We start from the raw sequence: 24,372 nt of genomic DNA, 5'->3' as shown, positions 1-24,372 counted from the left end.
GAGGCAAGGTTAATGGTGAACAGGGGCAGCGGGCAATCGCCGGAACCCATAGCGACAAACCTATGGCTGCGGCGGCCATCGACCGAGACCGGTCGAGCGAAACTTCCAGACGTCGAAGGCGGTTCCATGAGTCATGCTGATCCAGCCGAACTCTTCACGGGAACCGCCGAGTACTACGCAAAGTTCCGACCGGGGTACCCGTCCGAGATGTTCCTGGCAATCGTTAGGGACCTCCAGTTGTCCACAACATCGCGAGTTCTCGAAGTCGGTTCTGGCACGGGGCACTTCACATTGGGTATGGCACCGTACGTCGGGGAGATCGTGGCGGTGGAGCCCGCGCGAGATATGAACGATCAGGTTCGATTGGCGGCTGAGCGGGAGGGCGTACACAACATCCGGATCGTCGAGGGCGACTCATCGACACTCCGCTCGCTTGGGCGTGACCAGTTCGAAGCAGCGTTTTTCGCGGCAGCGTTCCACTGGACTGACCGCGACGAGACCCTTCGGGTCCTCGATGACATGATCAAGTCCGGCGGTGCGGTGGTCGTGGTGAGCGGTGCCTCGGCAACGGCTGACCCACCTTGGCAGACGGCTATTGACGACGTCCGCGCGCGATGGTTGGGGCCAGTGCGTCGCGCTGGATCAGGTGTTTATGAGCACCCCAAGGACCGCCACGAGACAGTGCTGCAGCGGTCGGCCTTCTCCGAGGTCACGGTGACGTCGTTCACATGGCCTCTGACGCAGACTCTCGACGAACTCGTCGGCTGCCAGTTCTCCTACTCCCACAGCTCGCCAGCGCTGCTCGGCGAGAACAAGCCACGATTTGAGGACGAGCTATTCGCAGTTCTTCGTGGTTTCAGCGACACCGGGACGTTTGTGCAGACGCTGCAGTCGGAGGTATTGACCGCCCGGCGTCCCCGGGACTAACCGACCTTTTCCTACCCGAACGAGTCCTGCGCTTCAGGGGCAGGTACTTATGTCCCGGATCAACCTTCGAGACGAAAGGCAGTGGGCAGTGTCCTCGACGAGCGCGACCGCCATTGTTGCCGAGCACGTGCGCAAGACCTTCACAACCACGATGTCACAGCCCGGATTGTCCGGAGCGATACAGTCGCTCTTTCGTCCCGTCAAGCGCACCCACGTGGCGGTCGAGGACGTGACATTCGGCGTTGCTCCGGCGGAGTTGGTGGTCCTGCTTGGGCCGAACAGCGCAGGGAAGTCGACCTTGATCAAGATGCTCACCGGCGTGGTACAGCCGACGTCGGGCCGAGTCCTCGTGGACGGGTCGGACCCTCGGCGGGACCGCGTCGCGACCGCGAAGGCGATCGGAGTGGTTTTCGGCCAGCGGAGTCAGTTGTGGTGGGACCTGCCTGCTCGCCAGTCGTTCACGATCCTGCAGAACATCTACGGGATCTCGGACCGGGCGATGCACCGACGGCTCGAACAGTTGGATGGAATGCTGGCTCTGTCGGAGTTCTGGGACAACAAGATGCGGAACCTCTCTCTCGGGCAGCGGGTCCGCGCGGACCTCGCCGGCGCTCTGCTCCATGAGCCGCCAGTGATCTTCCTCGACGAGCCGACCACCGGCATGGACGTGGTGGCCAAGGAGCAGGTCCGCCGATTCCTGCGGCAGGAAGTCGACGAGCGCGGCTGCAGCGTGCTACTCACCACGCACGACATGAACGAGGTGAAGCGCCTCGGCCGACGGGTGATCGTGATCGACTCCGGACGGGTGGTGTCCGACGGCGAAATCACTGAGCTGAGACAGCGCTTCGGCGCCGCCTTCCGCATCGAGGTGGAACTCGCGCGCCCGGACGCCCCGGTGGACGTTCCAGGGCTCGGCGTTGCAGAGCGCCGAGGACCGCTCGTCGCACGGGTGCCGGACATGCGCATGACGCCGCCGCCGTCATTACAGGAAGCGCTGACATCAGTGATCCAAACGCTCGAGGTGGACAACATTGCGGTAGAAGAGGACGATCTCGAAGACGTTGTCCGAACGGCGTTCCTGCATTACGCCGAGCCCGAGAACGACCATGTCTGAGGCTGGGTTCAGGACCGCGCGCCGGGCAGTCACGATCGGAGCCGCCACCTGGGCATTCCGGTTCCAAGAGCTGATGGACACCGTCGGCAACTATCCTCTCACCATCCTGCCCAATCCTGTTCAATCCGTACTGACCATCATCCCGGTCGCATTCATCGCCTACCTCCCCGCCGCCGCCATCACCGGACATGCCGCGACATCGGGCGTGCCAGCCTGGCTAGCTTGGGGTTCCCCATTGGCCGGGCTGATCGGATATGGCATCGCCCGGGCCACCTTCCAGTTATGCATCAACCGATACCAAGGGTCCAGCGGATGATAAGTGTTAGCTCCCTGGGCCCCGTTAGGAACGAGACTGAGTCAAAGGCAACACCGCAAGCTGCCAATAGAAGCGAGAGAGGGGAACATGATTAGTTGGACTGGACAATCAAAATCGATCGAACAAGCTACCATTCAGCATCCGATGCGAATCGCACTCTGTGCAGACGAGGTATATTCCCTGCCGCTTGCCGTCGCAGTCGGGTCGATTCTGGACGTAGCCAGCGATCCAACAAAGGTCGAGATAATCGTAATAGACTGCGGCATTCACCGAGAATCACGGAAGATGTTATCGGATGCTTGGGCGCCGCATGGGGATCGTGTCAAATTTGTAAAGCCAGCTGTCCAATCATGGCTCTCCCTCGCTGATCCCGCCCGAACCTGGATATCTGCCGCGACATACGCCAGACTACTGCTCCCAGAGATTTTGCCCGATTCATGGCGCCGAGTCATATACATCGACACCGACACATTAACATTGAGCGATCTCGGAGAACTATGGGAGCTTGATCTCGGGGACCTGCCTTTGGCCGCGATCCACGACTGCGGGATACCGTTTGTGGGGTCTCGAGGAGGAATACAGAACTGGCCTGACTACCACCTTGACCCCGCCGCAAAATACTTCAATGCTGGCGTCATGCTGTTGAACCTCGATCTGATTCGTGCACAGGGAACTTTTGAAAGCGCCTGGAGTTATTGCGCATCCAGCGCTGGCCTAGCCGCATGGGCCGATCAGGAAGGGCTAAATGCGGCCGTTGGCGGACAGTTCTTGGAACTGCCCCAATCCTGGAATGCGATGTGGTATTGGACCAGAGATGACCTACCGCTGGATGAGGGCGAGCGACTGATGCAAGCAGTGCAGATTAGACACTACTCCGGACCAGAAAAGCCTTGGCTCGACCCCAGATTGAACAAAATGCCTTGGGGGTGGAAAGCATACAGATGTGCCCTCAACAAAATTCAGGGGAACCCCTAGGTTGCACCGGAGCCGCTCGCTACCCAGGGCCACGGCCCTCCGAACGTTCACTTATAGCCGTCCAACATTCAGGGAGTTGCGGATGACCAGCGTGACGTTGTGTGTCATGACCAAAAACGAGGAGCAGTACCTAGGGCGGTGCCTCGAATCGGCCCTAGATGCCGTCGATGAGCTCGTCGTCGTTGACACGGGCTCCAGCGACCGCACCATCGAGATCGCAAAAAGCTACACCGACAAGGTCGGAGTCGCAACATTGGGCGGGGATTTCGCCCGTGCTCGCAACGTCGCGCTGGATCTCGTGACAAGCGACTGGGTCGTGTATATCGATGCGGACGAACAGTTCACTCCGGAGAGCGCCAACAGACTAAGGGATGTGATCAGCACACAACCCATCGACGTCCACGCACTGACGTTCATTCGAGTGCACTTCTTCGTCAGCGGTGGATTTTCGATAGACCAACCCGTACGCGCATTTCGCTCTATGCCCCACATCCGGTACGAGAACCCCATCGGCGAGTCGGTCATACCGGCCGTGACTCGGGCCGGTGGCCGTAGCCAGCCGGTCGATGTAACGATCAATCACTTCGGCCACTTGCGACCACGGAACGTTCGTGAAATGAAAGCGAAGTGGTACGAATCACTATTGAGGTCCCGGATCTCCAGTGAGGGCGAGAACGCCGACTTGCTCTGCAAACTGGCGATGGTTATCAAGAAGCTCGGATTGCTCGATGCCGCGGACCAGCTCACGGAGCGAGCGGTGGTCCTTGACCCGGACGACGCTGGGGCTCATCTCACACGCGGTCAGATCCTTCGCGGTATGGACCGGGCCGACGAGGCCCTATGGCACTTGGAGTCCGCCACCGAGCTCGACCCGCAGAACGCCCGGGCGTGGAGCATGCTGGGCCTTGTCCAGCTTAGCCAAGGATCGCACGATGCGGCTGAGGCCTCATTCTTGAGGTCTATGCATTGCGACCCCCGTTACCGGCACGTCGAGATCAATCTTGGAGTTCTAGACCAGATTCGGGGACGGTGGCACTCTGCCCTTGAACGTCTCGAGCGCGTGGCCGACATCAACCCAGGCTTCCTGCACGAGTTCTGGCCCCCGAAACTGGAGTACGACCCATTCGCGCATCTGGACCACGAATGTGTCCCCCGGTTCGCAGGCTTGCCATACCATCTCGCCGTTTGCCGTCAGCAGACCGGGCAGCAGCCAATATCAGGCAGGTGACGTGGGCGGCTTCGATGCAGTACAGTGCCGGTCAAGCGTGTCGGCGTCTCACTGTCGACCGCTGGTGATTTTTGAACTCAGCTGGCGGTACCGGGCAAGGTTGGCCCGGCGAGCCTGAGTACGTCGCGGATGTGTCCGTGTGCGGGTGGGTTCTGTGTATTCGACCCTGATGAGGCGGACGTCGAGCCCGCAGAGCCGGGGCCTTGCACGCATCGCGAACATGCACGCTGAGCATATCCACCTGAAGCGCCGCCCAGGCCACTGGCGTGATCCCGTACGTCAAGCTCGGGGACCCTGAGGATTGGTTCCAGATACTGGCCGACAAGCCCGAGCTAATGGAGAGCCTTCCGGTCCTCGGGGTCGTTGTCGGGCCGACCCGGTATTCAGCAGAGGCGGAGGACTGTGTGCGGAAGCTGCTTCGGTCCCACGGGCACGAGAGCGTCGACGTCGTCCTTAGCCGCATTCCTTTCCGCTCGTAGGCCAGTGAAAAGCCCGCGGTATGTGAAAGACATGCGTTCCAATTCCACTTGACAGAGTCCAGTGAAGAATACAGATTTGTATCTTGGTGGGCGGGTGGGGCGTCATCACCAGTGGCATTGTCCCGCACCTTGCGGAATTGTGCGACGAGGAGCTCGTCGTCTACTCGCGGCACATGTCCGGTGGGGTCGTCCAGGGGGTTCGGTTCACGAAGTCACTGCCTGAAGCGGTAGCGTCCCAGCCGGATGTGATCATTGGCTGCTTTGACAGTGACGGATCAAGTCGCGTCTGGTGGGCGGCCCCGCTGATCCGGGCACATCTTGAATCCGGATTGCGCACTGCCATCGAGATCTCGACCTTGAGTGTCGCATGGGCTACCGAATGGTCGGCAATGGTGGCGCACAGCGGCTCCATTGCAACGGAGTCGCCCGTGACAGGCAGTCGAGTCGGCGCAACAGGCGGGACAATGTCTGCTTTCGGGTACTTCACCGAGCATGACGCGAGAGCCGAAGTGGTACTCGCTGCCTTCTGTTCGCGTGTCTACCGGTTCTCGGCGGCCGGTAGACCAGCGACCTTCAAGCTCCTCTATAACGCCTGGGGTGACACCCTGCTTGATACGGTCGGAATTCACCTGCCGAGGTTTTCAGTCCTTGCGGAGGACTTTGAGCAGGCTCAGGAGATCCTCTCGACCGACGGATGGATGTCGCTGGTCGTTGCGAGCAAGCTTGACCGGATCCGCTCGGGACAATTCGAGAACGCCGACTTTGCACTGCGCCATACCGTGAAGGATCTCGACTACGTTCTTCGCGTGCTTGGGCCGGGCACCGAGATCGATCAACTCCGGGACAAATACTTGCAAGCGATCAGCATTTACGGACCGGAAAGCGATTTTTCATCGGTGACCGCCATCAATCCGGGACAGGAAGCGTGACCATCTCGTTTCCGAACCAATTCGAAACTCACAACCGAACCGCTGAGATCAAATTCGACACGCCCATCGATTTCGGCCTTCTGGCAGCCCCCGAGACCCGGTATGAGATCGCGAGCCAGTTGATTTCGGACCGGGCCGTCCTCACCGTGTCGAGCGCGACATCAACCGTGCGGCCAGGAACGGAAATCGAGTATCACGAGGTCATCGTCAAGGTTCCGGTCCGGGTAGGTGGGCGGGACTACATCTATCCGGTGGTGACGTGGGTCGACCATGAGTACTCCCTCGTCCGCGGGTATCTCCTGGGCTTCAACAAGCGCTTCTCAACACAGATGAGCGGCGATTTCAGCTTCTCATCCACCGATATGGACATTTGCTTCAGCGGCGGTACCCGTCAAGCCTGCGAACCTCACGACCGGGGCGAACTCCTGCAGTTGCCCTTCCTGGTCGACGCCCACTTCATGATAGACGGCGACCTTTCCCGAAATCGGCTAGGTATCCTCGATGTCAGCGAATACCAGCTCACAGCCTGCGGCCGAGTCGTTGATGTGGAATCTTCCTGCACCATCCTAGGCCACACAGGGCAGTTGGGGGATGTGTTCGAGACAGAAGATACCTTCCAGTTAAATGGAGTCATTAGCGTCGAACTGTGAGTAAGTGTGCAGGGGATGGTTGCCCGTTTGCTCGCCTCGCACGGAGCCACGCTGCCCTTCTTTCGGCCGTTTCCGGCATCCGTGCGCCGCTGATCTTCATGACAGGTTCATGTCCCTGTGCACGTTGCAAGGATGCGGGATGCAGCCAGTCTCGCGTTTTCTTCCGTGCAGGTGAAGACCATCCGGGCAGCCTGTGGGTCGCCATGTCCTCAACAGCATCGAGCTTGCTCCTGACGTTCTTCGTGTATTCCGAGTTGGGGTCCCCGATCGGGCAGATGAACAGCAGGTCCGGCAAAGAGAAGCCGGTGTCGGCCAAATAGGCGTCAAGTACGAGGTGGGGCTGTTTGTCCGGCGTCATTCTCCCGCAAAACAGCTGCGAATTCGCGCTCGAGAATTCCTGCCGGCACCTGGTCGTTGTTCTGGTAGCGCTCCGCTCCTGGATAGACCTCGTTGAAGCAGTCAACGAGCTGGGACTCAGTCACCCCGTAGTTTTCCAACAATTCGGTGCGGACAGACTTTCCGACTGCCACACCCCGGTCCTGGTCTCGAAATGATTCAAGCGATTCCCGTTCTGCCGCCAGCCTCTCTTCATAGACGGTGGGATACATGGTCGAGAGAACATGGGGGAACCAGAAGATCGCAATTTTGGCGCAGTCCTGTTGGCTGACCCCGAGCATGTTTGGCAGCCATGCGAGGTGGTCCTCATGGGCGAGGACAACGGTGCGGTCATATTTTTCGGAGATGCTGATGATCTGCCCGGCGTATTGTTTACAGATGAGTTTTCTGCGTTCGATGTCGCGTGAGTCGGCGTAGACATCGCGAAATCCTTCGAATGGCTTGTCGAGACCTACCAGGTGCACGCCGCCGTTGAAGGTGCTGGCCGTTGATTCGGCTCTGCGGAGGAGGTCGGGCCTGTAGTCGCGGCTGCTGGAGTCAAGTGAAGCGCCGATGATGTGGAGTTCCGAATCCGCGAAGACATCATACTGGGCGGCAAGCTCGGGATAGCCTTCAATGATGTGGTTGACGACGACGTGGGCGCCGCCGCCTTCGTAGCTCACTCCGCCAGGGGAAGCCAAAATTATCGCGTTTCTTTTGTTCATGTGTAGGGGTTTCCTCATGTGGTGGCAGGGTGGACCGATCTCACTGGGCCGGCGTGCTCGATCTGTTAAATGTTTTGATACGACGTTCCTTGAAGGCGCCCGAAGTTGTGTGCTCCGAGCAAGTCTGAATGCGTAGACCGCATCGCTCGGTAGAGATCCCGAACGGAGGGGGAGTTCCAGCCTTGTTCGTCGAGTGTCTGACGAGTCTGGCGGAGAAGCTGGTCCGGTACGGAGCGTCCAGTCTCATCGGCGTATTGCATCCAGGCGGAGTGCAGGGCCTTGGCCGCCGTTTGCCGGGTGTGCTCGGGGAGGGATGCCCTGAGGTACACCAGGGGCAGGCTGAATTGATAGAGGTCAAAGGGGCCCCGGATATTGCGGACGAGCTGCGTCAGGCCCCGGGCCGCGGCCTCGCCCGGCGTGCGATACGGGGTGCGGCTTCTGCGAAAGAAGAGATCCAAGGCCTTTATCGCGCAGTGTTCGACGTCGATCCCGCTCCCGCTCTGGTCGGTGAAGAACTGTCGCTCGAGAAGGCGGCGTGTCGCGCTGCGGTCCACGGCTTGTGAGTAATGCGCCGCCCGGTGATAGGAGACGGGGCGGCAGCGATCGGGTGTCGGATAGGTGAGGCGGAAAGCTTCAAGTGCGAGTTTCAGGTGGCGGTACCTTTCGGTTGCGTGCGGACCGAGCCAGCTGCTTTCTTCCAGGGTGCCGTCTTTGAAGGCGTGGTTCGCCAACTGATGGATGAAGTTCTCATAGAGTTCGCGGCGTCGTATTGGTGCGCTGGCTACTCGTGGCGTTCCGGTACCGGTGAGGACAGGTGACCGGGCAGCCAGGACTGTGTCGGCGCCGAACAGCGAACGCAGATGGCCGGAGTGTGCTGCTTCAACAGTGAACATGGTTGTCACGATCGTCGGCCTCAGGGACCGCATGATGTCAGGCAGCGTATCCAGTGCGTCGTCGGCCCCGCCATCGCGTATCAGGACCAGGTCGATGTCCGAGACCAGGCGCCACTGGCCGTCAGTGCCCTGCGTGATCGCGGGCTCATGGCGCGCCAAGGAGTCTGAAAGAAGGAGGGTGAATGATCCGGCAGGGGCAAGATCCCGGGCTGCCGCAGTCAGCGCGATCCGGTAGTCGCGCGTGATGGCCTTGGCGGCAGGGCTCATGCACGGCTCCTTGGTTGTCATTGCGTCCTCACCGCAGATGTTCGTACAGGCACCAAATCATCTCCGTTGAGAAGTACTCCACGATGTGCAGGTTGCCGGCTTCGGTAATCACGTCGACGGACCCGATACAGGCGTCTGCTTGTCCGGTGTTTGCCGCTTGGACGGCTGCCGGCTTGGACCTGAACGCAATCTGGTCTGCAGAGGGCAAGACGTCGTTTGCGATGGCCGACGTTGCAGGGTGCAACGCGACAGACGAGACTTGCTCCGGGTAGGTGATCCCATCCCGGACTGCGAGGCACATTGGTTTCGTCGGTTGCGTCCATACGTGGGTTACGCGCATGCTGTTTCTGTACCGGAAGTGCAGGTGGCTCCAGTCATCGGTGACAAAGCCTGACCGGTCCATTTCCCGGTAGCCGGCGCAAATGAGGGCGGGGATTCGGGACTCCTCCGCGACCTTCATAGCCTCCGGGAACGTGTCACAGGCAATCACGTTCAACGTCAGTTGTTCTGCGACGGCGAAGGCGTCAGTTCCCGCAGGGCCAAGCGTCGCAAGGGGCATGCTGTGCAGCTGGATGTCCGGCCTCATGCAAAACTCCCGACGACCACGGAGTAGCCCTTCGGGTCGATCAACCGGTCGTGGTGGGCAAACCAGTCGTTGACCCTGGCACGAAAGGCACCCAGGATCGCGTCTCGTTGTTCGCCAGCAGCGGGTACCCCGTAGACGGATGCCGCCGCCTCACCAAAAGCGATGACAGGAGCTGGCTCGGGAAAGACAAAGGCGTTGTCGACCCGTACGGATCGAACGACTGGGAACGCCGTGGCGATTAGTTCATCGACATTGTCTGAGTGGACCGGCGCAAAGGTGTGCGCGAGGTCAACACCGGCTTCGGATGCGGCGGTTGACATTGCCTCACCGATCCAGGGGGCTGTGGCGGCGTGATTTACTGTGACTATGCAGCGTCCGGATCGCCCAAGGATGCGGGCCATCTCTGCGACTGCCCGCTCCGGGTGGCTGACGTGGTAGAGCATGTGCCGGGCGGTTACACGGTCGACCGAAGCGGATTCGATGGGCAGATCCCGGGCGTCGGCGATCAGGCCGGTGATTCCCCCGAGGGCTGAGACTGTGTCGACAGCGGCCGCGGACGTATCGACCCCGGTCAGATCCAAGGCCGGGTGGACCGATTGGATCCTAGCCAGGAAGCTCCCGGTGCCGCAGCCGACATCGACCAGCGTTCCGGATTCTCCGAGAACCAGTGCGCGGATGACGCGTGCGTCAATGTCGTCGGGCTGCTGGCTGAAACGGCGATGGATCTCCATTCGAGTCCGCAGAGGATCAAGGCTCGAATATTCAGTTCCAGGCGCCCCCCAATCCTGTGTCAGCTCGGCGTCTCGCCTTTTCGCGATGGCTTCGACCGGGCAGAGGCCGATCGCGTCGTCGAGCGTGGAGCTGTCGATGAACGCATGGGGGCGAACTTCAGTTGCCCCCGACGTCGTGACAAATATCGGCGAAAGCCCGGCGCACACACCCGAACCAATACAGCTCGCCGGGTCGACACTGACGCTCTCGGATTTGACCTCAGCCACGAGTTGCCTCCACTCGGAGGTCTGCAAGCCGGCGAACGACCCGTCCTTGCTCCCATGTGAGCGGCGCCGCGAGCCGGAGTTCGCCGAATCGGGACCGGAGGGCACCAAAGAATTCCTCGGCCATGATCCTCGCCAGCGGTGCACCCACGCAGTGATGGATACCGTGTCCGAAGGCGAGGTGGCTCGGGCCAGTGCGGGCGAGGTCCAGACGCTCCGGGTCGGGAAACACGGCAGCGTCGTGGTTGGCAGCGAACATCGCGGGAAGGACCGCGTCCCCGGCCTGTACCAAGGTTTCCCCGACCATGACGTCTTCCGTTGCGATACGTACAAAGCCGCCACCTACGCCGATCGGAATGAAGCGAAGAAGCTCTTCCACGGCTGCCCGCGCACTGGCCTTATCGTCGAAGGCAGACCATCGCTCTGGTTGCTCGCAGAGTAGCGCCGTGGCACTGGCGAGAAAGACGGCAGGGCTCCCGCGGCCGCCGACGAGGACAGCGACGACCAGGTTGACGGCCGCAGCACTTGAAAGCTCTTCAGCGTCGATGAGATCGCCAAGGTGGGCAAGTAGGCCATCGGAGCGTGCCGATGAGATGCGCGATAGTAGGAACGCCTCAAGCGCAGTACGGGCGTTGCTGATGAAGTATGCGGCCACGTTGCGGGAGGTCAGAGGATCTGCGAGCCGGGCAAATTCCTCGTGGTCCTCCGGATCGAGGCCGAAAAGGTCACCGATCGTCTGCACGGGAAGCTGTTCGCAGGCTGCGAGCAGTGACAATCCTGCGTCCTGCCCCTCGGATAGGGCCTCGGATATTCGCTTTTCGGCTTCGGCGCGGATGCCGGCACGAAGGGACTCCATTCGGCGTGCGGTGAAGGCGGGAGCGATTGCTCGACGGACCAACGTGTGATCGGGCGGGTCCATTGCCATCACGGACGCTGAAGGAAGTACCTCGGGGGAGAGCCGCGGACTGTTCTCCCGGGTGGCTTCCGACCTCGAGAATTTCGGGCTCGCAAGGACGAATCTCACGTGCTCGTACCGACACACCAGCCACGCCCACCCACCGACGGGCATCTGAACCGGAAGGAGAGCGTTGGCGTGCAGCATCTTCGCGTATTCAGGTTCAAGTTTGCCGGTATGGTGATCCCCGAACGGGTACTCGCGCATGTTCACGTGTTGCGTGCCCGGCGCGGCTTCGTCGCGTACAGCGGACGTTTCGAGATTCATGGCCCCCCAATGGACAGCGCGCGATTCCTTCATTGAATCGCCTCGTGTAGATAGTGATAAGGACGGTACCAGCACCGCGGACGGTGCGCCAGACCGCGCTATCTCCGTGACGCGCTTACTCTAATCGCTTGACGATCGGCTCTTTTCGAAGGCATGGTTACATGAGTAGAAACTCGAGGCGGCCCATCTTGAGGTCTGCCTGCCCGATCAAAGGGAAGGCTCTTGCACCCACTGAACTCCGAAGATGGAACCCGTGTGCTTGCCGCGGGAGCGGGTAAGACTTTTGAGACCAAGCCGCCGTCTCTTGGAGTCTTGCAGGCCTTCGGGGTACATGATGAACCTCGGCGGCTTCCCGGCGGGCAAGGAACATCATGGGTTTCCGGGGGACTCGTTTTCAAGCCCGACGTGGCACCGGAGTTCCAGGAATGGTACGGAACTGTTCTCGGCACGATAGGGGACGAGGGATTTCGACTTGCCAAAGCGGTTCCAGCTCTCGACGGGGCATGGACACATAACGGCTGGTCAGCCACGGTCGTGCTCTCAGGGAGCGAACCGAACTACCGGGTCCTGACCACATGGCTGGAAATCATCAAAGCTGCCCGCGCATTTCACCAGGCAACGTCCGCTCTTCCTAAACCGGACTTCCTGCACCGGACCCAGGGTTGGTGGTCGAAGGCCGACAAACGTACCTGGGACGTCGACAGCCGGACCCTCGAACCCGAACTCGGGTCCCTTGTGACTCGACTACGGGCCCCCTGTACCGACCTGGGGCCAGCACAACTCATTCACGGGGATCTCACCATGAATGTCTTGTTTGAGGCGGAAAGGCCTCCCGGCATCATCGACGTTTCGCCGTACTGGCGGCCCGCTTCATATGCCGACGGCATCATTCTTGCGGATGCTTTGTGCTGGCACGGATTGGATCGAGCCGCACTTGAAGAATTGAACGTGCCGGTGGCCGCGATAGCCCGAGGGCTGCTGTTCAGGGTTCTCACGACCCAGGAGCGCATCAACGACGGCGTCGGGATGGACTTCTTAAAGGACGAGATTGCCAGGTACGAGAAGGCGGCTTCGGCCATTGGGCTGTGAGCCCCGACGACGCCGCTCGAACCCGCAGCCCCGGCCGCTCCAACGAAGCGGATCCCGTTGCTCAAAACACTTACAAGTGCAAGTTGAGTACCATGGAGGCAGCAATATTGGCTACTGACAGACGATTTTCGGGCGCCAGTGTAGCGGCCTTCGAACTCTGTCCGAAACTGACCGACGAAGCCCTCAACGACCTTTTTTCGGAGTCCTGGCCGGGGCACCAATCACGGTCGTTCGCGCCGGTATTGTCTCAGAGCCTGCTGTGGGTGGGCGCATTTCTCGACCGGCGTTTGGTCGGTTTTGTCAATGTAGCCGGTGACCGAGGAATTCATACTTTCATCCTTGATACAACAGTGCATCCTGATCACCGGCGGACAGGACTTGGTCTCCGGCTGCTCGGGTTCGCCGCGCCCGAGGCAAAGGCGCGCGGGGCGCAATGGCCGCACGTTGACTATGAACGGCTGCTTGAAGGGTTCTACGCCGGTTGCGGATTCAGCCCGACATCAGCCGGTCTGATGAATCTGTCACAGGGGACGGTATGAGCAGAACGGAGGTTCTTCTGCTGGGCGGCCGGTCCGGTGTGGGAAAAACGACGTCGGCGTTGGCTGCGCACGAACTCCTGAAACAATCCGATGTCCACCATGCAGTCATTGAGGGCGACTACATGGATCTGGCTTACCCCGCACCACACCGTGAATTCCCATCGGCTGGTTTCGCATGGAGAAACCTCAAGGCCGTCTGGGCGAATTATCATGCGTTTGGGTACCGGAGACTGATCTACGCGAACACGGCGTCAGTACTTTTCGCCGACCGCATAGCTGAGGCCATCGGCGGGCATCCCAGAATCATTCCGGTCCTGCTTTGCTGCGGGGATTCGGACGCGGCCAGGCGGCTTTCCTCACGAAACCACGGTGCGACTCGGCCGGAAGACCTTGAACGAAACCGCGAAGCTGCGCGAGGACTCAATGACGGTGCGGGCACGGGAGTGTTCCGTCTCGACACGGACGCCCTCAGCCCGACGCAGGTTGCAGAGGAACTCGTTCGCCATACAGGATGGGTGTAGGTTCCCTTTCCTTGAACGGATCGCACCGAATTCGTCGTTGGCGCAGTACGATGTCCGCACCGCGATGCGCAGCAAAACGCGGCGGGTGTTGCGATTCGGGCCACTTGACTCGGTCCGTCATCCAGTCCCGCGTCCCTTAGCTGAATCCCATGCACGCTCGTTGTGGCACGGATTTTCTCGGCATCTGATTGCGTCGTTTCTGAAGCCTGGTGCATCCGGCTGGCACTAGTGTGATGGAAATGGAATCTGTTGTGGCCTCCGCCAAGAGCTTCACCGTCGACGTGGGAACCAATGTACAAATCATGTGCTTTGATAGCGGTGGAGACGGCCCGCCGGTCGTGATCCTGCACGGTCTCGCCGGCAGCGCAAGAGAGTTCTTCCGGACGTCCCAAGCGCTGCCTGAGTTTCGGACCATCTGCGTCGATCTCCGCGGACATGGCGGAAGCACGCGCCACCCGGCGGACCTGTCCAGGGAAGCATTCGTGGCCGACGTTGTTCGCGTGATCGAGGAGACGGCCGCTTGCCCGGTTGCTCTCGTGGGACAGTCAATGGGCGGCCACACCGCGATGCTGGTCGCTGCCGCACGGCCAGACCTTGTTACCCGTATGGTATTGCTCGAGGTCGGCGCTGACAGCGCCAACCCCGAGGAGACCGAGGCCATGGGGAACTTCTTCCGTTCCTGGCCTGTCCCGTTCGGGAACCGCGCCGCGGCGCGCGCATACCTTGGCGAGGGCCCGCTTGAAACGGCTTGGGCAGCCGATCTGGAAGAACGCGACGACGGCCTCTGGCCACGGTTCGACCCGGAAGTGATGGTTGCCGCACTCAACGAGGTTGCCGTACCCAGGTGGTCGGAGTGGGAGAGCGTCCGTGTCCCCTCGCTGGTCATCTATGCAGACATGGGAATTTTCACGGAGGATGAGAAGGCCGAGTTCGTCAGGCGTGGCCGGAATGTCAGGCGGCGCGACCTCGCGGGTGCGTCACACGACGCTCACCTTGACGCATTCGAGGAATGGATCTCGGCGCTCAGATCGTTTCTTCTCACAGACCCGAACGACCTGCACTGACTGCTCCACGGCGCCCGGCGCTTGCCTGCACCGGACCGGCCATCAACACCGACCATTTGGATACTGCTCGCCGACCGCGTCAGGCCTGCCATGTCATCAAGCGCTGTCACAATGGCATCCAAGTCCCGGCCGGGTCTTCCGTTCCGCGGGGCTGGCCGTGGGCGTCACGGTACAGGGCTGCGAACGCACCGGCGCCCTTCGCCAGCAGTCGTGCCGGGGTGTCGTCGTCGATGATGCGCCCACCCTCGATGACGAGGACGCGGTCCGTAATGTCGAGGCTCGACAGCCGATGCGCGATTATCAACGCCGTGCGCCCCGACAGCAGGGTCCGCAGCGCCTGGTGCAGCGTGCGCTCCGTCGGAATGTCCAGCGAAGCAGTCGCCTCATCGAGGATCACGACCGCAGGATCTGCGAGGAATGCGCGGGCGAAGGCGATCAGTTGACGCTGCCCGGCCGACAGCCGCGTTCCCCGCTGATGCACGTGGGTGGCGTAGCCTTCGGGCAGGGCGGCGATGAACGGGTGCGCCCCGACCGCGGTGGCGGCGACGGTGACCTCCTGGTCGGTCGCGTCGGGTCGGCTGAGCCGGATGTTGTCGGCGATCGTTCCGGAGAAGAGGAACATCTCCTGAGTGAGAAGCACCACCATCGAGCGCAGGTCGACCTCCGCCAGGTCCTTCAGATCGATCCCGTCCAGCAGCACGCGACCCGACGTCGGATCGTAGAACCGGGCAATCAGCTTGGCGATCGTCGACTTGCCCGCGCCGGTGGATCCGAGCATCGCCGCGACCTCCCCGGGCCGCAGCACCAGATCCAGATCGGCGACCTCCCGGCTCCCCTCCTGATAGCCGAAGCTCACGGCGCAGAGACGGACCTCTCCGCGCAGCGGAAGAGGTGGCGCGATCGGATCTGATGACTCTGGCACGCTTTGCTCTCCGTCGAGGAAGTCTGCGATTTTCCGCGCCGCCGCGAACGCTGTCAGCATCGAATCGAGCACGAACGATGTGGACCGCAAGCCGCCGAACAACATTCCGACGTAGAGGATGAAAGCGGCCAGTGCGCCCAGCGGCAGGGATCCGCTCATCACCCGCAGTGCGCCGACCGTGAGCGCGACGATACCCGCCAGCTGAGTCGCGGCTTCGATCGTTCCGTAATAGGTGCTCATGGTAGCGACGATGCGGCGCGAGATTTTCTGCAGACGTTCCGAGCTGCGGCCGAATTCGTGGGCGTGCCACGGTTCGGTGCCGAGGGACTGCACGACAGCGACGGCGCCGAGCGGTTCGACGGCGTCCGCGGTGACCTGAGCGATGGCGTCGCGCTCGGCGATCCGCGTCGGCGCCATCCGCCGCACACGCCAGGTCGTGAGTACCAGTGCAGGCAGGATCGAGGCGATCACCACGCCAGCGACGATGGGATCGAGCAGCAGCATCGCTGCCACCACGCCAAGACACATCAGTGTCGACGTCAGCAGACCGGAGAGGACGTTCGCGAACAGATCGCTCACCGTGTCTACATCCGCGGTGAGCCGTGAGATGATCAGGCCCGTTGACCAACGCTCGTGATACGCAATCGGCAGACGGGCGAACTCGCCGTCAACTTTGCAGCGCAGGTCATAGGTGACCGCCTCGCCGACCCTTCCGATGCCACGCCTCGACACGACGGTGAGAACCCACGTCAGCGCCCCCGCGGCGAGCAGTGCCAGGGCAATCTCGGCGAGCGGCCAATAGTCGCCCCGGGAGGCAGGCCGCACGGCGGCGTCGATCCCCACGGCTACGAGCCTGGGGCCGGCCAGTTGCAGGGCAACCACGACCACGGAGACGAGCAGCAGCAGGGCGAGGCTCCGCCGGTACGGGCGCGCCAAGGCTACGAGCATGCGCACCGGGCTGCTGGTCTGGGCACGGCTCATCGGGCTACCTCAGTCTCGTCCGCCGGGTGGGCGTTGTCCTCGTTCTGGTCGTGGCCCGCAGCTAATTCGCGCGTCGGCCGGTTGTCGTCAGCGATCATCACCCGGCGGTATTCGGCACTGCCTCGTAGCAACTCCTCGTGGGTGCCCACTGCGACGACCCGTCCCTCCTGCAGCACGGCGACCCGGTCGGCGAGCATCGCGGTGGTCGGCCTGCGTGCGGTCAGCAGCACCGTGGAGCCAGCGACGGTCTGTCGAAGACGCTTCAGCAGGGCCTCTTCCGTGCGGACGTCGAGCGCGGACGTGGGGTCGTCCAACAACAGAATGCGAGACCCGCCCAGCAGCGTCCGCCCGAGGGCCAGCCGTTGGCGCTGACCGCCGGACAACGTCTGTCCTCTCTCGCCCACGATCGTGTTGGCACCGTCCGGCAGATCGTGGACGAAGTCGGCCTGCACCACGGAGAGCACCTCGCCGACTTCGACGTCGGTGGTACGGGTCCGCCCGGCATGCAGATTGTCCGCCACGCTGGTGGAGAACAGCACGGCCTCCTCGAACGCCACTCCGACGTGGGCGCGCAACTCAGTAGGTTCGAGGTCCCGCACGTCGACTCCGTCGATCAGGACCCTTCCGGCTGATGGATCCGCGAGTCGGTTGACGAGCGAGAGCAGGGTGGACTTTCCGGATCCCGTGGCGCCGACCAGGGCGAGGACCTCGCCCGGCTCAATCTGCAGCTCAACCCCGTGCAGTACTGGATGCTCCGTGCCAGGGTAGGCGAAGTGCACGTCGTCGAAGCGCAGGGAGAGGCCGTCGTGGGCCGGGAACGCGACGGGGCGGTCCGGGGAGCGTATCTCGCCGTCGGTGTCGAACACGTCGCCGAGCCGATCCGCCGCCACTGCGGCGACCTGCAGGCCCGCGAGGTTGACGCCAAGCATGACCAGGGGGAATTGGATCCGTGAGTAGTATGCGGCGAACGCGACGAGGTCGCCAACGCTGAGCGAGCCGCGGGCGACCAGCGCGATGCCGGCCACGATCAGTCCGGCGAGCACAAGCATTGGGTAGCCCTGCGTGACGCCGAGGTTGGACGCCATCCGGTCCACGACGACGATCTGCGCGTCGCGGGCGAGCCGGGAGAGCCGGTCGAAACGTGCCCGCACAGCCGGCCCGCCGCCGACGCCCTTCCATACCCGTACCCCGACGGCAGACTCTTCCGAAGCCGTGGCAAGCTCGCCGGCGCACCGGCGGGCCTCGGTGATCGCCGTGCCCATGCGCTGGCGGGCCCGCCACACGACCCACGTGAGGGGCGATAGCGCCAGCACGGCGACGGCGCCGAGAATCGGCTGAATCGCCACCATCATCACGGTCGCCGCGAGCAGGCTGACGATCGTGGAGATGAGAAAGGCTGAGGTGTTGCTGTACCAGAAGCCGATCTGCTCGACGTCGCCGACGAGCCGGGCGACGGCCTGCCCCGCGCCAGTGCGGTGGTGGTAAGCGGGCGGCTGGCGGAGCAACCGGTCGAAAAGACCCGTGCGCAGCTCACGGTTCAGCTGCGCGGCGTGCGCCGTCGGGACGAACCGGAACGCGAACGCCGCCGACTGCACCAGCAGCAGGACCAGCAGGATCACCACGTTCGTCCACAGCGCCGCAACATCGTCCCGCGCAACCGATCCGTCGATGGCAGCTGCGATAACCAACGGCACGATCATCCCGACCACCAGGGCGGTGACATCTCCGACGATCATGAGCGCGACCCTCGCCCGGTACGGCCGGATCCACGATTCGAGCCTTCTGATGCCCATAACGCCCCCTATCTCTGCCAGTCCTAAGGATGCCCGGTCCACAAGTTCCGGGGTGGGCGTCAGCACTTGACCATGCCCACACGTCCGCCAGACGCGGCACCCAAACCTCACTGAACGTCAGTGAGCAAAGACGCATCACGGCAGAACACGACCAGTCTACTCGAGTAGCTTAGATCGCCAAGCCACACGTCCACGTCATGACGTCAGAAGTGGGCGACCGATGCATCGCGGTTCTTCCGCTTGGAAGTTTTAGCGAACTGATTGGCGGCGGATCGCGGATCCATTCTCCGCCCGTCCCATCTCAATGGATGCAGTGCGCGGAGTACTTGGACATGGGAATGTGCGACCTGGTGGCGAGTCGGACGTTCCCGCTATAGGGCGCCTTCGGCGAGGGCGGTGGACGGAGACTGTGCCTTGATATGGTCGAACAGGTCAGCCAGATACTGCGGTTCCTCGGCGCCCTTTTGTGCGCCCCAGAACATGCCGTCCTTGTAGATCACTCGAAGCTGCCCGGCGCGGATGATCGTTGCGACGTCCCAATTATCGCTCGCGCCATATTCACGGGATCCGTCGTTTCGTTCATCGCGTGGAAATTCAAGGGGGTCAAGTTGCTTGATCTTGAGCGTCCTTCGAAGGAGCTCTTGGATCACGCCGAAATCCCTGTTGGCCGACTGGATCGCACTCATGGGGCGATGCTAGCTGTTCCACCAGCTACGGCAAATGCGTCATGGCCCGGTTCTGCGGACTTACCTGTTGTTAGCCATATATGGAAGTAACCGGCCGCTCAGTCATATGTCGAGGTCCGACATTCCATGGGGTGCCGACGATATTTGGCCGCGGGCTACGCCCTGGCTGAAGTTCGTCGGGGGTGTTAGGAACGCGGCGTGAGGATGGACGTCAGCCTGGACCTCCATGGGGACTGGCGGAGGCTCTGGGACTGGACCGGTGTGGAGGACTGGAGTCTCTCGCTGAGATCGGAGATGAGGCTGTTACACCGTTCCTGCCGCGTCTTAAAGATGCAGTAACGGCGCAGGCCTGCGGCAAGCCAGGCCCACATGCTGAAACACGTCGCTCCGGCACCTACTGCGACCAAGGATGCCGCGGCGAAAAGGGTATTCACGGGTTCGTGGGCTTCCCTTGCAACATATGGAGTGAGCAGGACGCTTGCGCCGAGCGGGAGGGACAGCAACCAGATCATGGGGTTCCGGCTCTTCAGGAGCGGGGCGGCGAGACCCCAAGTACGCCAGGATGCGAATCGGTGCGCCTTCACTTCGTATCTGTACCCGAGCATCGACTGGACTGCATCCTCGAAAGGCCCGGTCATCCTAGCCCTTCGCCCAGGGTGGAACGCGTTGCCGGCATCCTGGGCGCTGAGCCGGCGCAGCGTTGCCCGATGACGCAGTAGGATCCGAGGAGTGAGCGGGTCTTCGCTCCTCCAGCAACGCAGGAGGTCCTCAAGGAGGTCGCCGGTCCAACCGGGTTCAGCGCTGCGCTGCTCGACCTGAGCTGCCAGCATCCCGAGGATACCCACGGTAAGACCGCTTGCGCCGGTCACCGAGATCGTGGCGAGCCGTCCCGCATCCATCGAAAAGGGAATCGATAAGCTCAAAACCAGGAAGGGCGTAACTGCAATGAGGTAAGCGTACGTTCCCCTGCTCCACGCCCGCCGCTTCTCAGTCGCTGAACCCCTTGAAGGCCGGGACCAAAGCTCAGAGAACCGAGCCAGGCCGTAAACGAACGACCCTATGGCTGAAAAACTGACCAGTATAGTGACTGATTTGTATGCGGCTGTGACAATGTCCAGCACTCGGTACCCCCGGGTTTTTCGCGTTTCGAACCGAAGGGTCCGTCTCGACCCTTCAGCACTCTATGACAGGTGCTCTACTGAATCGCAAACGGTGTCATCAGCGACATCCCGGCTGGTTGGGCACCGCGGAAAGTTCGAGGCATTCACCGCACTGGGACCCGTCTGACTGCCTCGCCTGCGGGAACTATCCGCCCTACCTCGGCCCGTCGTCGAGGGGCGCCCGGCCCCGCCTTGGCCCTGGACCGGCTTCCCCGGAACAGTGACAAATACACCACTCCGACACTCACAATCACAAGCAGGGCAACGAAGATTCCGGTTCCGGGATTGGAGGCCATGAGCCGCGGAAGCGACCGGCCCGGAACACCGACGGCAAAGCCGAAGGCAATGAGCGTGCCAAAGAAGCTTCCAATCATGTTGCCGCGGTGTGCGCGAATATTGCCTTTGATGGCGGCCATCAGGCCGAGGGTCACCGTCACCAGAGTGAAGGCCGATAGGGCGTGCAGCCACGTGAAATGCCCTTCGCTGACAATCCAAAAGCTGCTCAGACACACGTAATACATTGCCGAAACCCACAAATACCCCATGGTCCGGTGTAGGCGATCCCGGCGTGGCCGCAGGATCTGGACCGGGCCGATCGCAATGACATACAACGCCGCCACAAGATGGCTGACCACAAGCACACTCAGATTCCCCATGCCCCCAAGGATAAGGGCACAAATTGCAGAGCCGAGTGCGGGACGCGGGCGCCCCGTCCGAGGCAGTACGGGTGTCCTGCCGGCTGTCTGACCATCGATCGTTGGATCGTCGGAATTGATCCTTGCGCCCCGCAGTCCGTGGCAGCAGTCCTTGGCCACTATTTGGTACACCTTTGCAGGCGGCGGATTGTGAGGCAAAAACGCACTCCGCCGGTAGGGTGTAGCTTTTTTATTACAGGTGCAATACTCTGATAATCATGACGTTGGAGGAACTAACTGGATCCCTCGCGGCGCTGGCTAGCCAGCATCGCCTGGCGATCATCGCCGAGCTTCGCGGTGGTCGGCTTCACGTCAGTGAATTGGCGAGGCGCCTTGGTATGTCACGGGCTTTGCTTTACATGCATGCGGCAAAGCTTGAAGCGGCCGGGTTCATTGAGAGTTCGCTTGAGCTTTCCGTGACCGGCTCTTCCGTGAAGTACATGAGTCTGGTTGATTTCGAGCTCACCGTGACGCCGGCCCTGATCGAGGCAGCGGCAAAGCAACAGCCCAAAGAGGAACAGGACTAAGAGATGGATTCAACGTGGGGTTTCATTATCCCGATTGTCGCGATCGTCGGCGGGATTTCCTTTGCGATCGTCAACACAGTCATGCGGTCGCGCACGGTCACGCGGGAAGCGAATGTGCTGCAGGATGTGCGGTCTTTGTTGCGTGAGCGCGGCGAAGCGGAACGTGAGCAGGCCCGCCTCCTCCGTGACATCGAGCAACGTCTCGCGCAGATCGAGACGACGCTCAACCAAGTGGGCTAACGCTCCCGTTTTTGGGTCCCTCGTCATATTCGCTGGTGGGTTGTTTTCTGCTGCCCTTCCAGTAAATCAATATGATAGATATTTGCTTACCAAGCCGGACGGTCGGTTTTGGTTCAACCCAAGGGGGAACGTTGGAAAACACTCAAGGCATGACGATCACGCTGCCGGATCTGGACTTCGATGGCATCGAGGTTCTTTCAGTCCGGGAGTCTGTGGCTGTACCGGAAACCGGTGCAACCAGTGGTTCGAGCAGCAGCAACTCGAGTTCGTGCTGCGGTAGCAGCTCCTGCTGCTCGTCCTAATGATCAGCAGCCGCTGACGTTTCATTGTTGAGGGGTGGGGCCTCCCTGCTCCACCCCTCGACTCCCCGGACTGAATTTCATGCACATGTTCCGTACAGCAAGTGCGCCAAAAATATGTCATCCATCTGAACACCTTCCCGGTCGAGGCTCCCTGGGTCTCCCGGGTCGGATGGGCCATCTAATTTACGCTGCCTCCGGCAGCAGGGAGCCGTCTGCCCATGACTACCGAAAATCACGTGCGCCGTCCAGCACAAGGCGAGCCGCGCACGTTCGCCAAGGGGGAAGCATCGCCAGCGGTATGGGCGCAGCACCTCGGGAAGACCTACGGCGCCGCAAGCGCCGTTGCGGATGTTAGCTTTGCTGTCGATCCAGGCACGATCGTGGCACTGTTGGGCCCCAACGGGGCCGGTAAGACCACGACCATCGAGATGCTCGAGGGACACCGGACTCCGTCCACCGGACGGGCTCAAGTACTCGGACTGGATCCGTCGAATCCGAGAGAATTTCGAAAGCTGCGCCGGCGAATCGGTGTAGCCCTGCAGGTCAGTGGCTTCGAATCTGCCCTGACGGTCAGGGACGTGGCGCGCCGCCAACGGAGTTATTACACGAAGGGATGGGCGATCGAGCCCATTGCGGAAGCCCTGAGCCTTACTGACAAGCTGGACAAGAAGTTGGGAAGTCTGTCGGTCGGTACCCGGCACCGGGCTGACATTCTTTTTGCGCTGGTAGGCGCGCCCGAAGTGGTGTTTCTCGATGAACCGACTGCCGGCCTCGATCCGGTGTCCCGGCGCGAGGCACTCTCACTGCTGCGATCTCTCAGGGACGCAGGGGTGACGGTGGTGCTCACGTCCCACCAGCTTGATGAGATTCAGGAGGTGGCCGACACAATCCATGTCCTTCGTGCAGGTGAGATTGTCTTCTCGGGAGCGCCCCAGGCACTTGTCGATGTCTCTGGGGTCAAGACCGTGGCGACGTTCTCGGTTGCCTCTGATGTCAGGACCCTCCCAGAGGGAGCTCAGCGCGCAGGCAATCGTATCGAGGTGAGCGCGGACGATTCCGAAGCGTTGATTCAGACGCTGCGTATTTGGTCGGAAGCAGAGCAAGTGCCACTGGCTGGACTCTCGATCCATGAACCAAATCTGGATGATGCCTATGTTGAACTGATCGGAGGGACCGTATGAGCAGCACACTCACGGAGACTGTCGGTGGTGGACGTTTGTTCTCCGCGCTCCGTCAACAGATCGCTTGCGAACTTAAGGTTTTTTGGGCGACGCCTGTGACGGTGTTGTTCATCGCACTCATGCCAGTCGTTCTGTACGTCGTGTTTGGGGTCTCATTCTCAAGTTCGGGCGGTGACCAGGTCGTCTATGACGGACTTCCCTTGGAAGCCCGCACCAGGACTTTCGGCGGTGTTCTGGTATTCGCCTTGATGGCCGTCGCCTTCGCTAACGTGGCCATCGGCCTTGCCATCAGGCGCGGTATCGGACTTTATCGCAGGCTGCGAACTTCCGCTGCGTCTCCAGTGGTCGTCATTGCTGGATTCCTGGCGAATTCAGCTATTACGAGCCTCCTGGTAATCGGTGTTGTGGCCGCCATTGGGATCTCCGTCTTTCACGTGGAGATCCCGGGCTCGGCCGTCGGTCCCGGGCTCCTGGCGCTGGCCTTGGGCATGATCTGCTTCATGTCGCTCGGAATCGCCCTTTCGCTACTTCCTCCCAACGCTGAAACCGCCGTACCGATTGTGAATGTCGTCTACTTCCCTTTGGCCTTCATTTCGGGGGTGTTCTTCGAGATGCCGTTGAGCGATGGGTTGAAGTCCGTCGTGGATATGCTGCCCGTCCGGCCGGTCCTTGACCTGCTCATGCGGTCGTTGGCGACGGGAGCGTTTCCCGAGCGTTGGGACGAACTCGGGATCCTATTTGGCTGGACAATCATCGGCCTGCTCGTGTCCGCCCGCTGGTTCCGCTGGGCGAGCGAACGAGAGCCGCGCAGCCCCCGTCGTCGCTCGTTTCGACCGTCCCCTGCGAGCGATTCCGAATGAGTCCGGCGAGACTGGAAGGCGAAGCCAAGGTTTCGCGCGGTGCAACCCCTCGCGTCAGCCCGTTTCGAATGGCACGGGTCAACCCGCATCCCTGGGTACGACTGACTTCGCCGAGGACAGATCAACTAGGA

General features: G+C 61.6%; 27 protein-coding genes. 17 read left to right on the top strand and 10 right to left on the bottom strand.

Features of this window, described 5'->3' with window-relative positions; translation table 11 throughout:
• The first annotated feature begins 126 nt into the window (after positions 1–126).
• From E1809_RS19975 to E1809_RS19945, 8 genes are all read left to right on the top strand, one after another.
• Positions 127–927 (top strand): class I SAM-dependent methyltransferase, encoded by an 801-nt coding sequence (locus E1809_RS19975; protein WP_165962410.1) that lies wholly within the window; start codon positions 127–129, stop codon positions 925–927.
• An 88-nt stretch (positions 928–1,015) separates the two neighbouring features.
• Positions 1,016–2,041 carry an ABC transporter ATP-binding protein gene (locus E1809_RS19970; protein ID WP_205754270.1) on the top strand — a complete coding sequence of 342 codons (1,026 nt, stop codon included), beginning with the start codon at positions 1,016–1,018 and terminating at the stop codon, positions 2,039–2,041.
• Positions 2,034–2,357 carry an ABC-2 family transporter protein gene (locus E1809_RS19965; RefSeq protein WP_133205988.1) on the top strand — a complete coding sequence of 108 codons (324 nt, stop codon included), beginning with the start codon at positions 2,034–2,036 and terminating at the stop codon, positions 2,355–2,357. Before E1809_RS19970 ends, E1809_RS19965 begins: the two co-directional genes overlap by 8 nt.
• Positions 2,358–2,501: 144 nt before the next feature.
• Positions 2,502–3,332 carry a glycosyltransferase family 8 protein gene (locus E1809_RS19960; RefSeq protein ID WP_205754269.1) on the top strand — a complete coding sequence of 277 codons (831 nt, stop codon included), beginning with the start codon at positions 2,502–2,504 and terminating at the stop codon, positions 3,330–3,332.
• Between the two features lie 82 nt (positions 3,333–3,414).
• The gene (locus E1809_RS19955) at positions 3,415–4,560 is read left to right on the top strand and encodes a glycosyltransferase (RefSeq protein ID WP_133205986.1); all 1,146 of its coding nucleotides are present in this window, start codon (positions 3,415–3,417) and stop codon (positions 4,558–4,560) included.
• Between the two features lie 266 nt (positions 4,561–4,826).
• Positions 4,827–5,039 carry a hypothetical protein gene (locus tag E1809_RS19950; RefSeq protein WP_133205985.1) on the top strand — a complete coding sequence of 71 codons (213 nt, stop codon included), beginning with the start codon at positions 4,827–4,829 and terminating at the stop codon, positions 5,037–5,039.
• A gap of 245 nt (positions 5,040–5,284) precedes the next feature.
• Positions 5,285–5,968, top strand: coding sequence for an NAD(P)-dependent oxidoreductase (locus E1809_RS26835; RefSeq protein ID WP_205754268.1), 684 nt, complete (start codon positions 5,285–5,287; stop codon positions 5,966–5,968).
• Positions 5,965–6,618, top strand: coding sequence for an acetoacetate decarboxylase family protein (locus tag E1809_RS19945; protein WP_165962408.1), 654 nt, complete (start codon positions 5,965–5,967; stop codon positions 6,616–6,618). Before E1809_RS26835 ends, E1809_RS19945 begins: the two co-directional genes overlap by 4 nt.
• Positions 6,619–6,941: 323 nt before the next feature.
• On the opposite strand, the gene E1809_RS19940 is transcribed toward E1809_RS19945, so the two are convergent.
• The 5 genes from E1809_RS19940 to E1809_RS19920 all read right to left on the bottom strand — a co-directional run bounded on the left by E1809_RS19940 (position 6,942) and on the right by E1809_RS19920 (position 11,681).
• Positions 6,942–7,718, bottom strand: a complete 777-nt coding sequence (locus E1809_RS19940) for a hypothetical protein (RefSeq protein ID WP_133205983.1) — start codon at positions 7,716–7,718, stop codon at positions 6,942–6,944.
• A 65-nt stretch (positions 7,719–7,783) separates the two neighbouring features.
• On the bottom strand, positions 7,784–8,878 hold the full coding sequence (locus tag E1809_RS19935; protein WP_133205982.1) for a hypothetical protein: 1,095 nt from the start codon (positions 8,876–8,878) through the stop codon (positions 7,784–7,786).
• Positions 8,879–8,906: 28 nt separating this feature from the next.
• Positions 8,907–9,464: a hypothetical protein gene (locus tag E1809_RS19930; RefSeq protein WP_133205981.1), complete on the bottom strand. Its 558-nt coding sequence runs from the start codon at positions 9,462–9,464 to the stop codon at positions 8,907–8,909.
• Positions 9,461–10,462 carry a class I SAM-dependent methyltransferase gene (locus E1809_RS19925; protein WP_133205980.1) on the bottom strand — a complete coding sequence of 334 codons (1,002 nt, stop codon included), beginning with the start codon at positions 10,460–10,462 and terminating at the stop codon, positions 9,461–9,463. The genes E1809_RS19930 and E1809_RS19925 overlap by 4 nt, the downstream gene beginning before the upstream one ends.
• Positions 10,455–11,681 (bottom strand): cytochrome P450, encoded by a 1,227-nt coding sequence (locus tag E1809_RS19920; RefSeq protein WP_165962407.1) that lies wholly within the window; start codon positions 11,679–11,681, stop codon positions 10,455–10,457. The genes E1809_RS19925 and E1809_RS19920 overlap by 8 nt, the downstream gene beginning before the upstream one ends.
• 801 nt (positions 11,682–12,482) lie before the next feature.
• Between E1809_RS19920 and E1809_RS19915 the strand changes: the two genes are divergently transcribed.
• The 4 genes from E1809_RS19915 to E1809_RS19900 all read left to right on the top strand — a co-directional run bounded on the left by E1809_RS19915 (position 12,483) and on the right by E1809_RS19900 (position 14,894).
• Complete coding sequence (locus E1809_RS19915) at positions 12,483–12,770, top strand: hypothetical protein (protein WP_133205978.1); 288 nt, start codon at positions 12,483–12,485, stop codon at positions 12,768–12,770.
• 92 nt (positions 12,771–12,862) lie between these two features.
• Positions 12,863–13,309, top strand: coding sequence for a GNAT family N-acetyltransferase (locus tag E1809_RS19910; protein ID WP_133205977.1), 447 nt, complete (start codon positions 12,863–12,865; stop codon positions 13,307–13,309).
• Positions 13,306–13,830 carry an ATPase gene (locus E1809_RS19905; RefSeq protein WP_133205976.1) on the top strand — a complete coding sequence of 175 codons (525 nt, stop codon included), beginning with the start codon at positions 13,306–13,308 and terminating at the stop codon, positions 13,828–13,830. The genes E1809_RS19910 and E1809_RS19905 overlap by 4 nt, the downstream gene beginning before the upstream one ends.
• Before the next feature lie 239 nt (positions 13,831–14,069).
• Positions 14,070–14,894: an alpha/beta fold hydrolase gene (locus E1809_RS19900; RefSeq protein WP_133205975.1), complete on the top strand. Its 825-nt coding sequence runs from the start codon at positions 14,070–14,072 to the stop codon at positions 14,892–14,894.
• Positions 14,895–15,000: 106 nt separating this feature from the next.
• Here the strand turns inward: E1809_RS19900 and E1809_RS19895 are convergent, their stop codons facing one another.
• From E1809_RS19895 to E1809_RS19875, 5 genes are all read right to left on the bottom strand, one after another.
• Positions 15,001–16,797: an ABC transporter ATP-binding protein gene (locus E1809_RS19895; RefSeq protein ID WP_133205974.1), complete on the bottom strand. Its 1,797-nt coding sequence runs from the start codon at positions 16,795–16,797 to the stop codon at positions 15,001–15,003.
• The gene (locus E1809_RS19890; protein WP_133205973.1) at positions 16,794–18,590 is read right to left on the bottom strand and encodes an ABC transporter ATP-binding protein; all 1,797 of its coding nucleotides are present in this window, start codon (positions 18,588–18,590) and stop codon (positions 16,794–16,796) included. Before E1809_RS19890 ends, E1809_RS19895 begins: the two co-directional genes overlap by 4 nt.
• Before the next feature lie 371 nt (positions 18,591–18,961).
• Positions 18,962–19,276, bottom strand: coding sequence for a hypothetical protein (locus tag E1809_RS19885; protein WP_133205972.1), 315 nt, complete (start codon positions 19,274–19,276; stop codon positions 18,962–18,964).
• Positions 19,277–19,461: 185 nt separating this feature from the next.
• Positions 19,462–20,175: a hypothetical protein gene (locus E1809_RS19880; RefSeq protein ID WP_133205971.1), complete on the bottom strand. Its 714-nt coding sequence runs from the start codon at positions 20,173–20,175 to the stop codon at positions 19,462–19,464.
• Between the two features lie 365 nt (positions 20,176–20,540).
• Complete coding sequence (locus E1809_RS19875; protein ID WP_133205970.1) at positions 20,541–21,092, bottom strand: DUF2306 domain-containing protein; 552 nt, start codon at positions 21,090–21,092, stop codon at positions 20,541–20,543.
• Positions 21,093–21,349: 257 nt separating this feature from the next.
• Between E1809_RS19875 and E1809_RS19870 the strand changes: the two genes are divergently transcribed.
• The 5 genes from E1809_RS19870 to E1809_RS19850 all read left to right on the top strand — a co-directional run bounded on the left by E1809_RS19870 (position 21,350) and on the right by E1809_RS19850 (position 24,241).
• The gene (locus E1809_RS19870) at positions 21,350–21,658 is read left to right on the top strand and encodes an ArsR/SmtB family transcription factor (protein ID WP_133205969.1); all 309 of its coding nucleotides are present in this window, start codon (positions 21,350–21,352) and stop codon (positions 21,656–21,658) included.
• A gap of 3 nt (positions 21,659–21,661) precedes the next feature.
• Complete coding sequence (locus E1809_RS19865) at positions 21,662–21,898, top strand: hypothetical protein (protein ID WP_133205968.1); 237 nt, start codon at positions 21,662–21,664, stop codon at positions 21,896–21,898.
• 71 nt (positions 21,899–21,969) lie between these two features.
• Entirely contained in the window at positions 21,970–22,200 is a 231-nt protein-coding gene (locus E1809_RS28035; protein WP_407921059.1) for a thiazolylpeptide-type bacteriocin, read from the top strand.
• Positions 22,201–22,418: 218 nt separating this feature from the next.
• On the top strand, positions 22,419–23,381 hold the full coding sequence (locus E1809_RS19855; protein WP_133205966.1) for an ABC transporter ATP-binding protein: 963 nt from the start codon (positions 22,419–22,421) through the stop codon (positions 23,379–23,381).
• Entirely contained in the window at positions 23,378–24,241 is an 864-nt protein-coding gene (locus E1809_RS19850; RefSeq protein WP_133205965.1) for an ABC transporter permease, read from the top strand. Before E1809_RS19855 ends, E1809_RS19850 begins: the two co-directional genes overlap by 4 nt.
• Positions 24,242–24,372 lie beyond the last annotated feature (131 nt).

Origin of the sequence: Arthrobacter terricola (assembly GCF_004354015.1) — a bacterium.
GTDB classification, from domain to species: domain Bacteria; phylum Actinomycetota; class Actinomycetes; order Actinomycetales; family Micrococcaceae; genus Arthrobacter; species Arthrobacter terricola.
This window is presented reverse-complemented; position numbering and strand designations above follow the sequence as displayed.

What these genes read in the sequence shown, in the direction of transcription:
- E1809_RS19975 (WP_165962410.1), top strand. Translation starts at nt 127, where the DNA reads ATGAGTCATGCTGATCCAGCCGAACTCTTCACGGGAACCGCCGAGTAC.
- E1809_RS19965 (WP_133205988.1), top strand. Translation starts at nt 2,034, where the DNA reads ATGTCTGAGGCTGGGTTCAGGACCGCGCGCCGGGCAGTCACGATCGGA.
- E1809_RS19960 (WP_205754269.1), top strand. Translation starts at nt 2,502, where the DNA reads ATGCGAATCGCACTCTGTGCAGACGAGGTATATTCCCTGCCGCTTGCC.
- E1809_RS19955 (WP_133205986.1), top strand. Translation starts at nt 3,415, where the DNA reads ATGACCAGCGTGACGTTGTGTGTCATGACCAAAAACGAGGAGCAGTAC.
- E1809_RS19940 (WP_133205983.1), bottom strand. Translation starts at nt 7,718, where the DNA reads ATGAACAAAAGAAACGCGATAATTTTGGCTTCCCCTGGCGGAGTGAGC.
- E1809_RS19935 (WP_133205982.1), bottom strand. Translation starts at nt 8,878, where the DNA reads ATGAGCCCTGCCGCCAAGGCCATCACGCGCGACTACCGGATCGCGCTG.
- E1809_RS19930 (WP_133205981.1), bottom strand. Translation starts at nt 9,464, where the DNA reads ATGAGGCCGGACATCCAGCTGCACAGCATGCCCCTTGCGACGCTTGGC.
- E1809_RS19920 (WP_165962407.1), bottom strand. Translation starts at nt 11,681, where the DNA reads ATGAATCTCGAAACGTCCGCTGTACGCGACGAAGCCGCGCCGGGCACG.
- E1809_RS19915 (WP_133205978.1), top strand. Translation starts at nt 12,483, where the DNA reads ATGAATGTCTTGTTTGAGGCGGAAAGGCCTCCCGGCATCATCGACGTT.
- E1809_RS19910 (WP_133205977.1), top strand. Translation starts at nt 12,863, where the DNA reads ATGGAGGCAGCAATATTGGCTACTGACAGACGATTTTCGGGCGCCAGT.
- E1809_RS19905 (WP_133205976.1), top strand. Translation starts at nt 13,306, where the DNA reads ATGAGCAGAACGGAGGTTCTTCTGCTGGGCGGCCGGTCCGGTGTGGGA.
- E1809_RS19900 (WP_133205975.1), top strand. Translation starts at nt 14,070, where the DNA reads ATGGAATCTGTTGTGGCCTCCGCCAAGAGCTTCACCGTCGACGTGGGA.
- E1809_RS19895 (WP_133205974.1), bottom strand. Translation starts at nt 16,797, where the DNA reads ATGAGCCGTGCCCAGACCAGCAGCCCGGTGCGCATGCTCGTAGCCTTG.
- E1809_RS19890 (WP_133205973.1), bottom strand. Translation starts at nt 18,590, where the DNA reads ATGGGCATCAGAAGGCTCGAATCGTGGATCCGGCCGTACCGGGCGAGG.
- E1809_RS19885 (WP_133205972.1), bottom strand. Translation starts at nt 19,276, where the DNA reads ATGAGTGCGATCCAGTCGGCCAACAGGGATTTCGGCGTGATCCAAGAG.
- E1809_RS19880 (WP_133205971.1), bottom strand. Translation starts at nt 20,175, where the DNA reads ATGGATGCGGGACGGCTCGCCACGATCTCGGTGACCGGCGCAAGCGGT.
- E1809_RS19875 (WP_133205970.1), bottom strand. Translation starts at nt 21,092, where the DNA reads ATGGGGAATCTGAGTGTGCTTGTGGTCAGCCATCTTGTGGCGGCGTTG.
- E1809_RS19870 (WP_133205969.1), top strand. Translation starts at nt 21,350, where the DNA reads ATGACGTTGGAGGAACTAACTGGATCCCTCGCGGCGCTGGCTAGCCAG.
- E1809_RS19865 (WP_133205968.1), top strand. Translation starts at nt 21,662, where the DNA reads ATGGATTCAACGTGGGGTTTCATTATCCCGATTGTCGCGATCGTCGGC.
- E1809_RS28035 (WP_407921059.1), top strand. Translation starts at nt 21,970, where the DNA reads ATGATAGATATTTGCTTACCAAGCCGGACGGTCGGTTTTGGTTCAACC.
- E1809_RS19855 (WP_133205966.1), top strand. Translation starts at nt 22,419, where the DNA reads ATGACTACCGAAAATCACGTGCGCCGTCCAGCACAAGGCGAGCCGCGC.
- E1809_RS19850 (WP_133205965.1), top strand. Translation starts at nt 23,378, where the DNA reads ATGAGCAGCACACTCACGGAGACTGTCGGTGGTGGACGTTTGTTCTCC.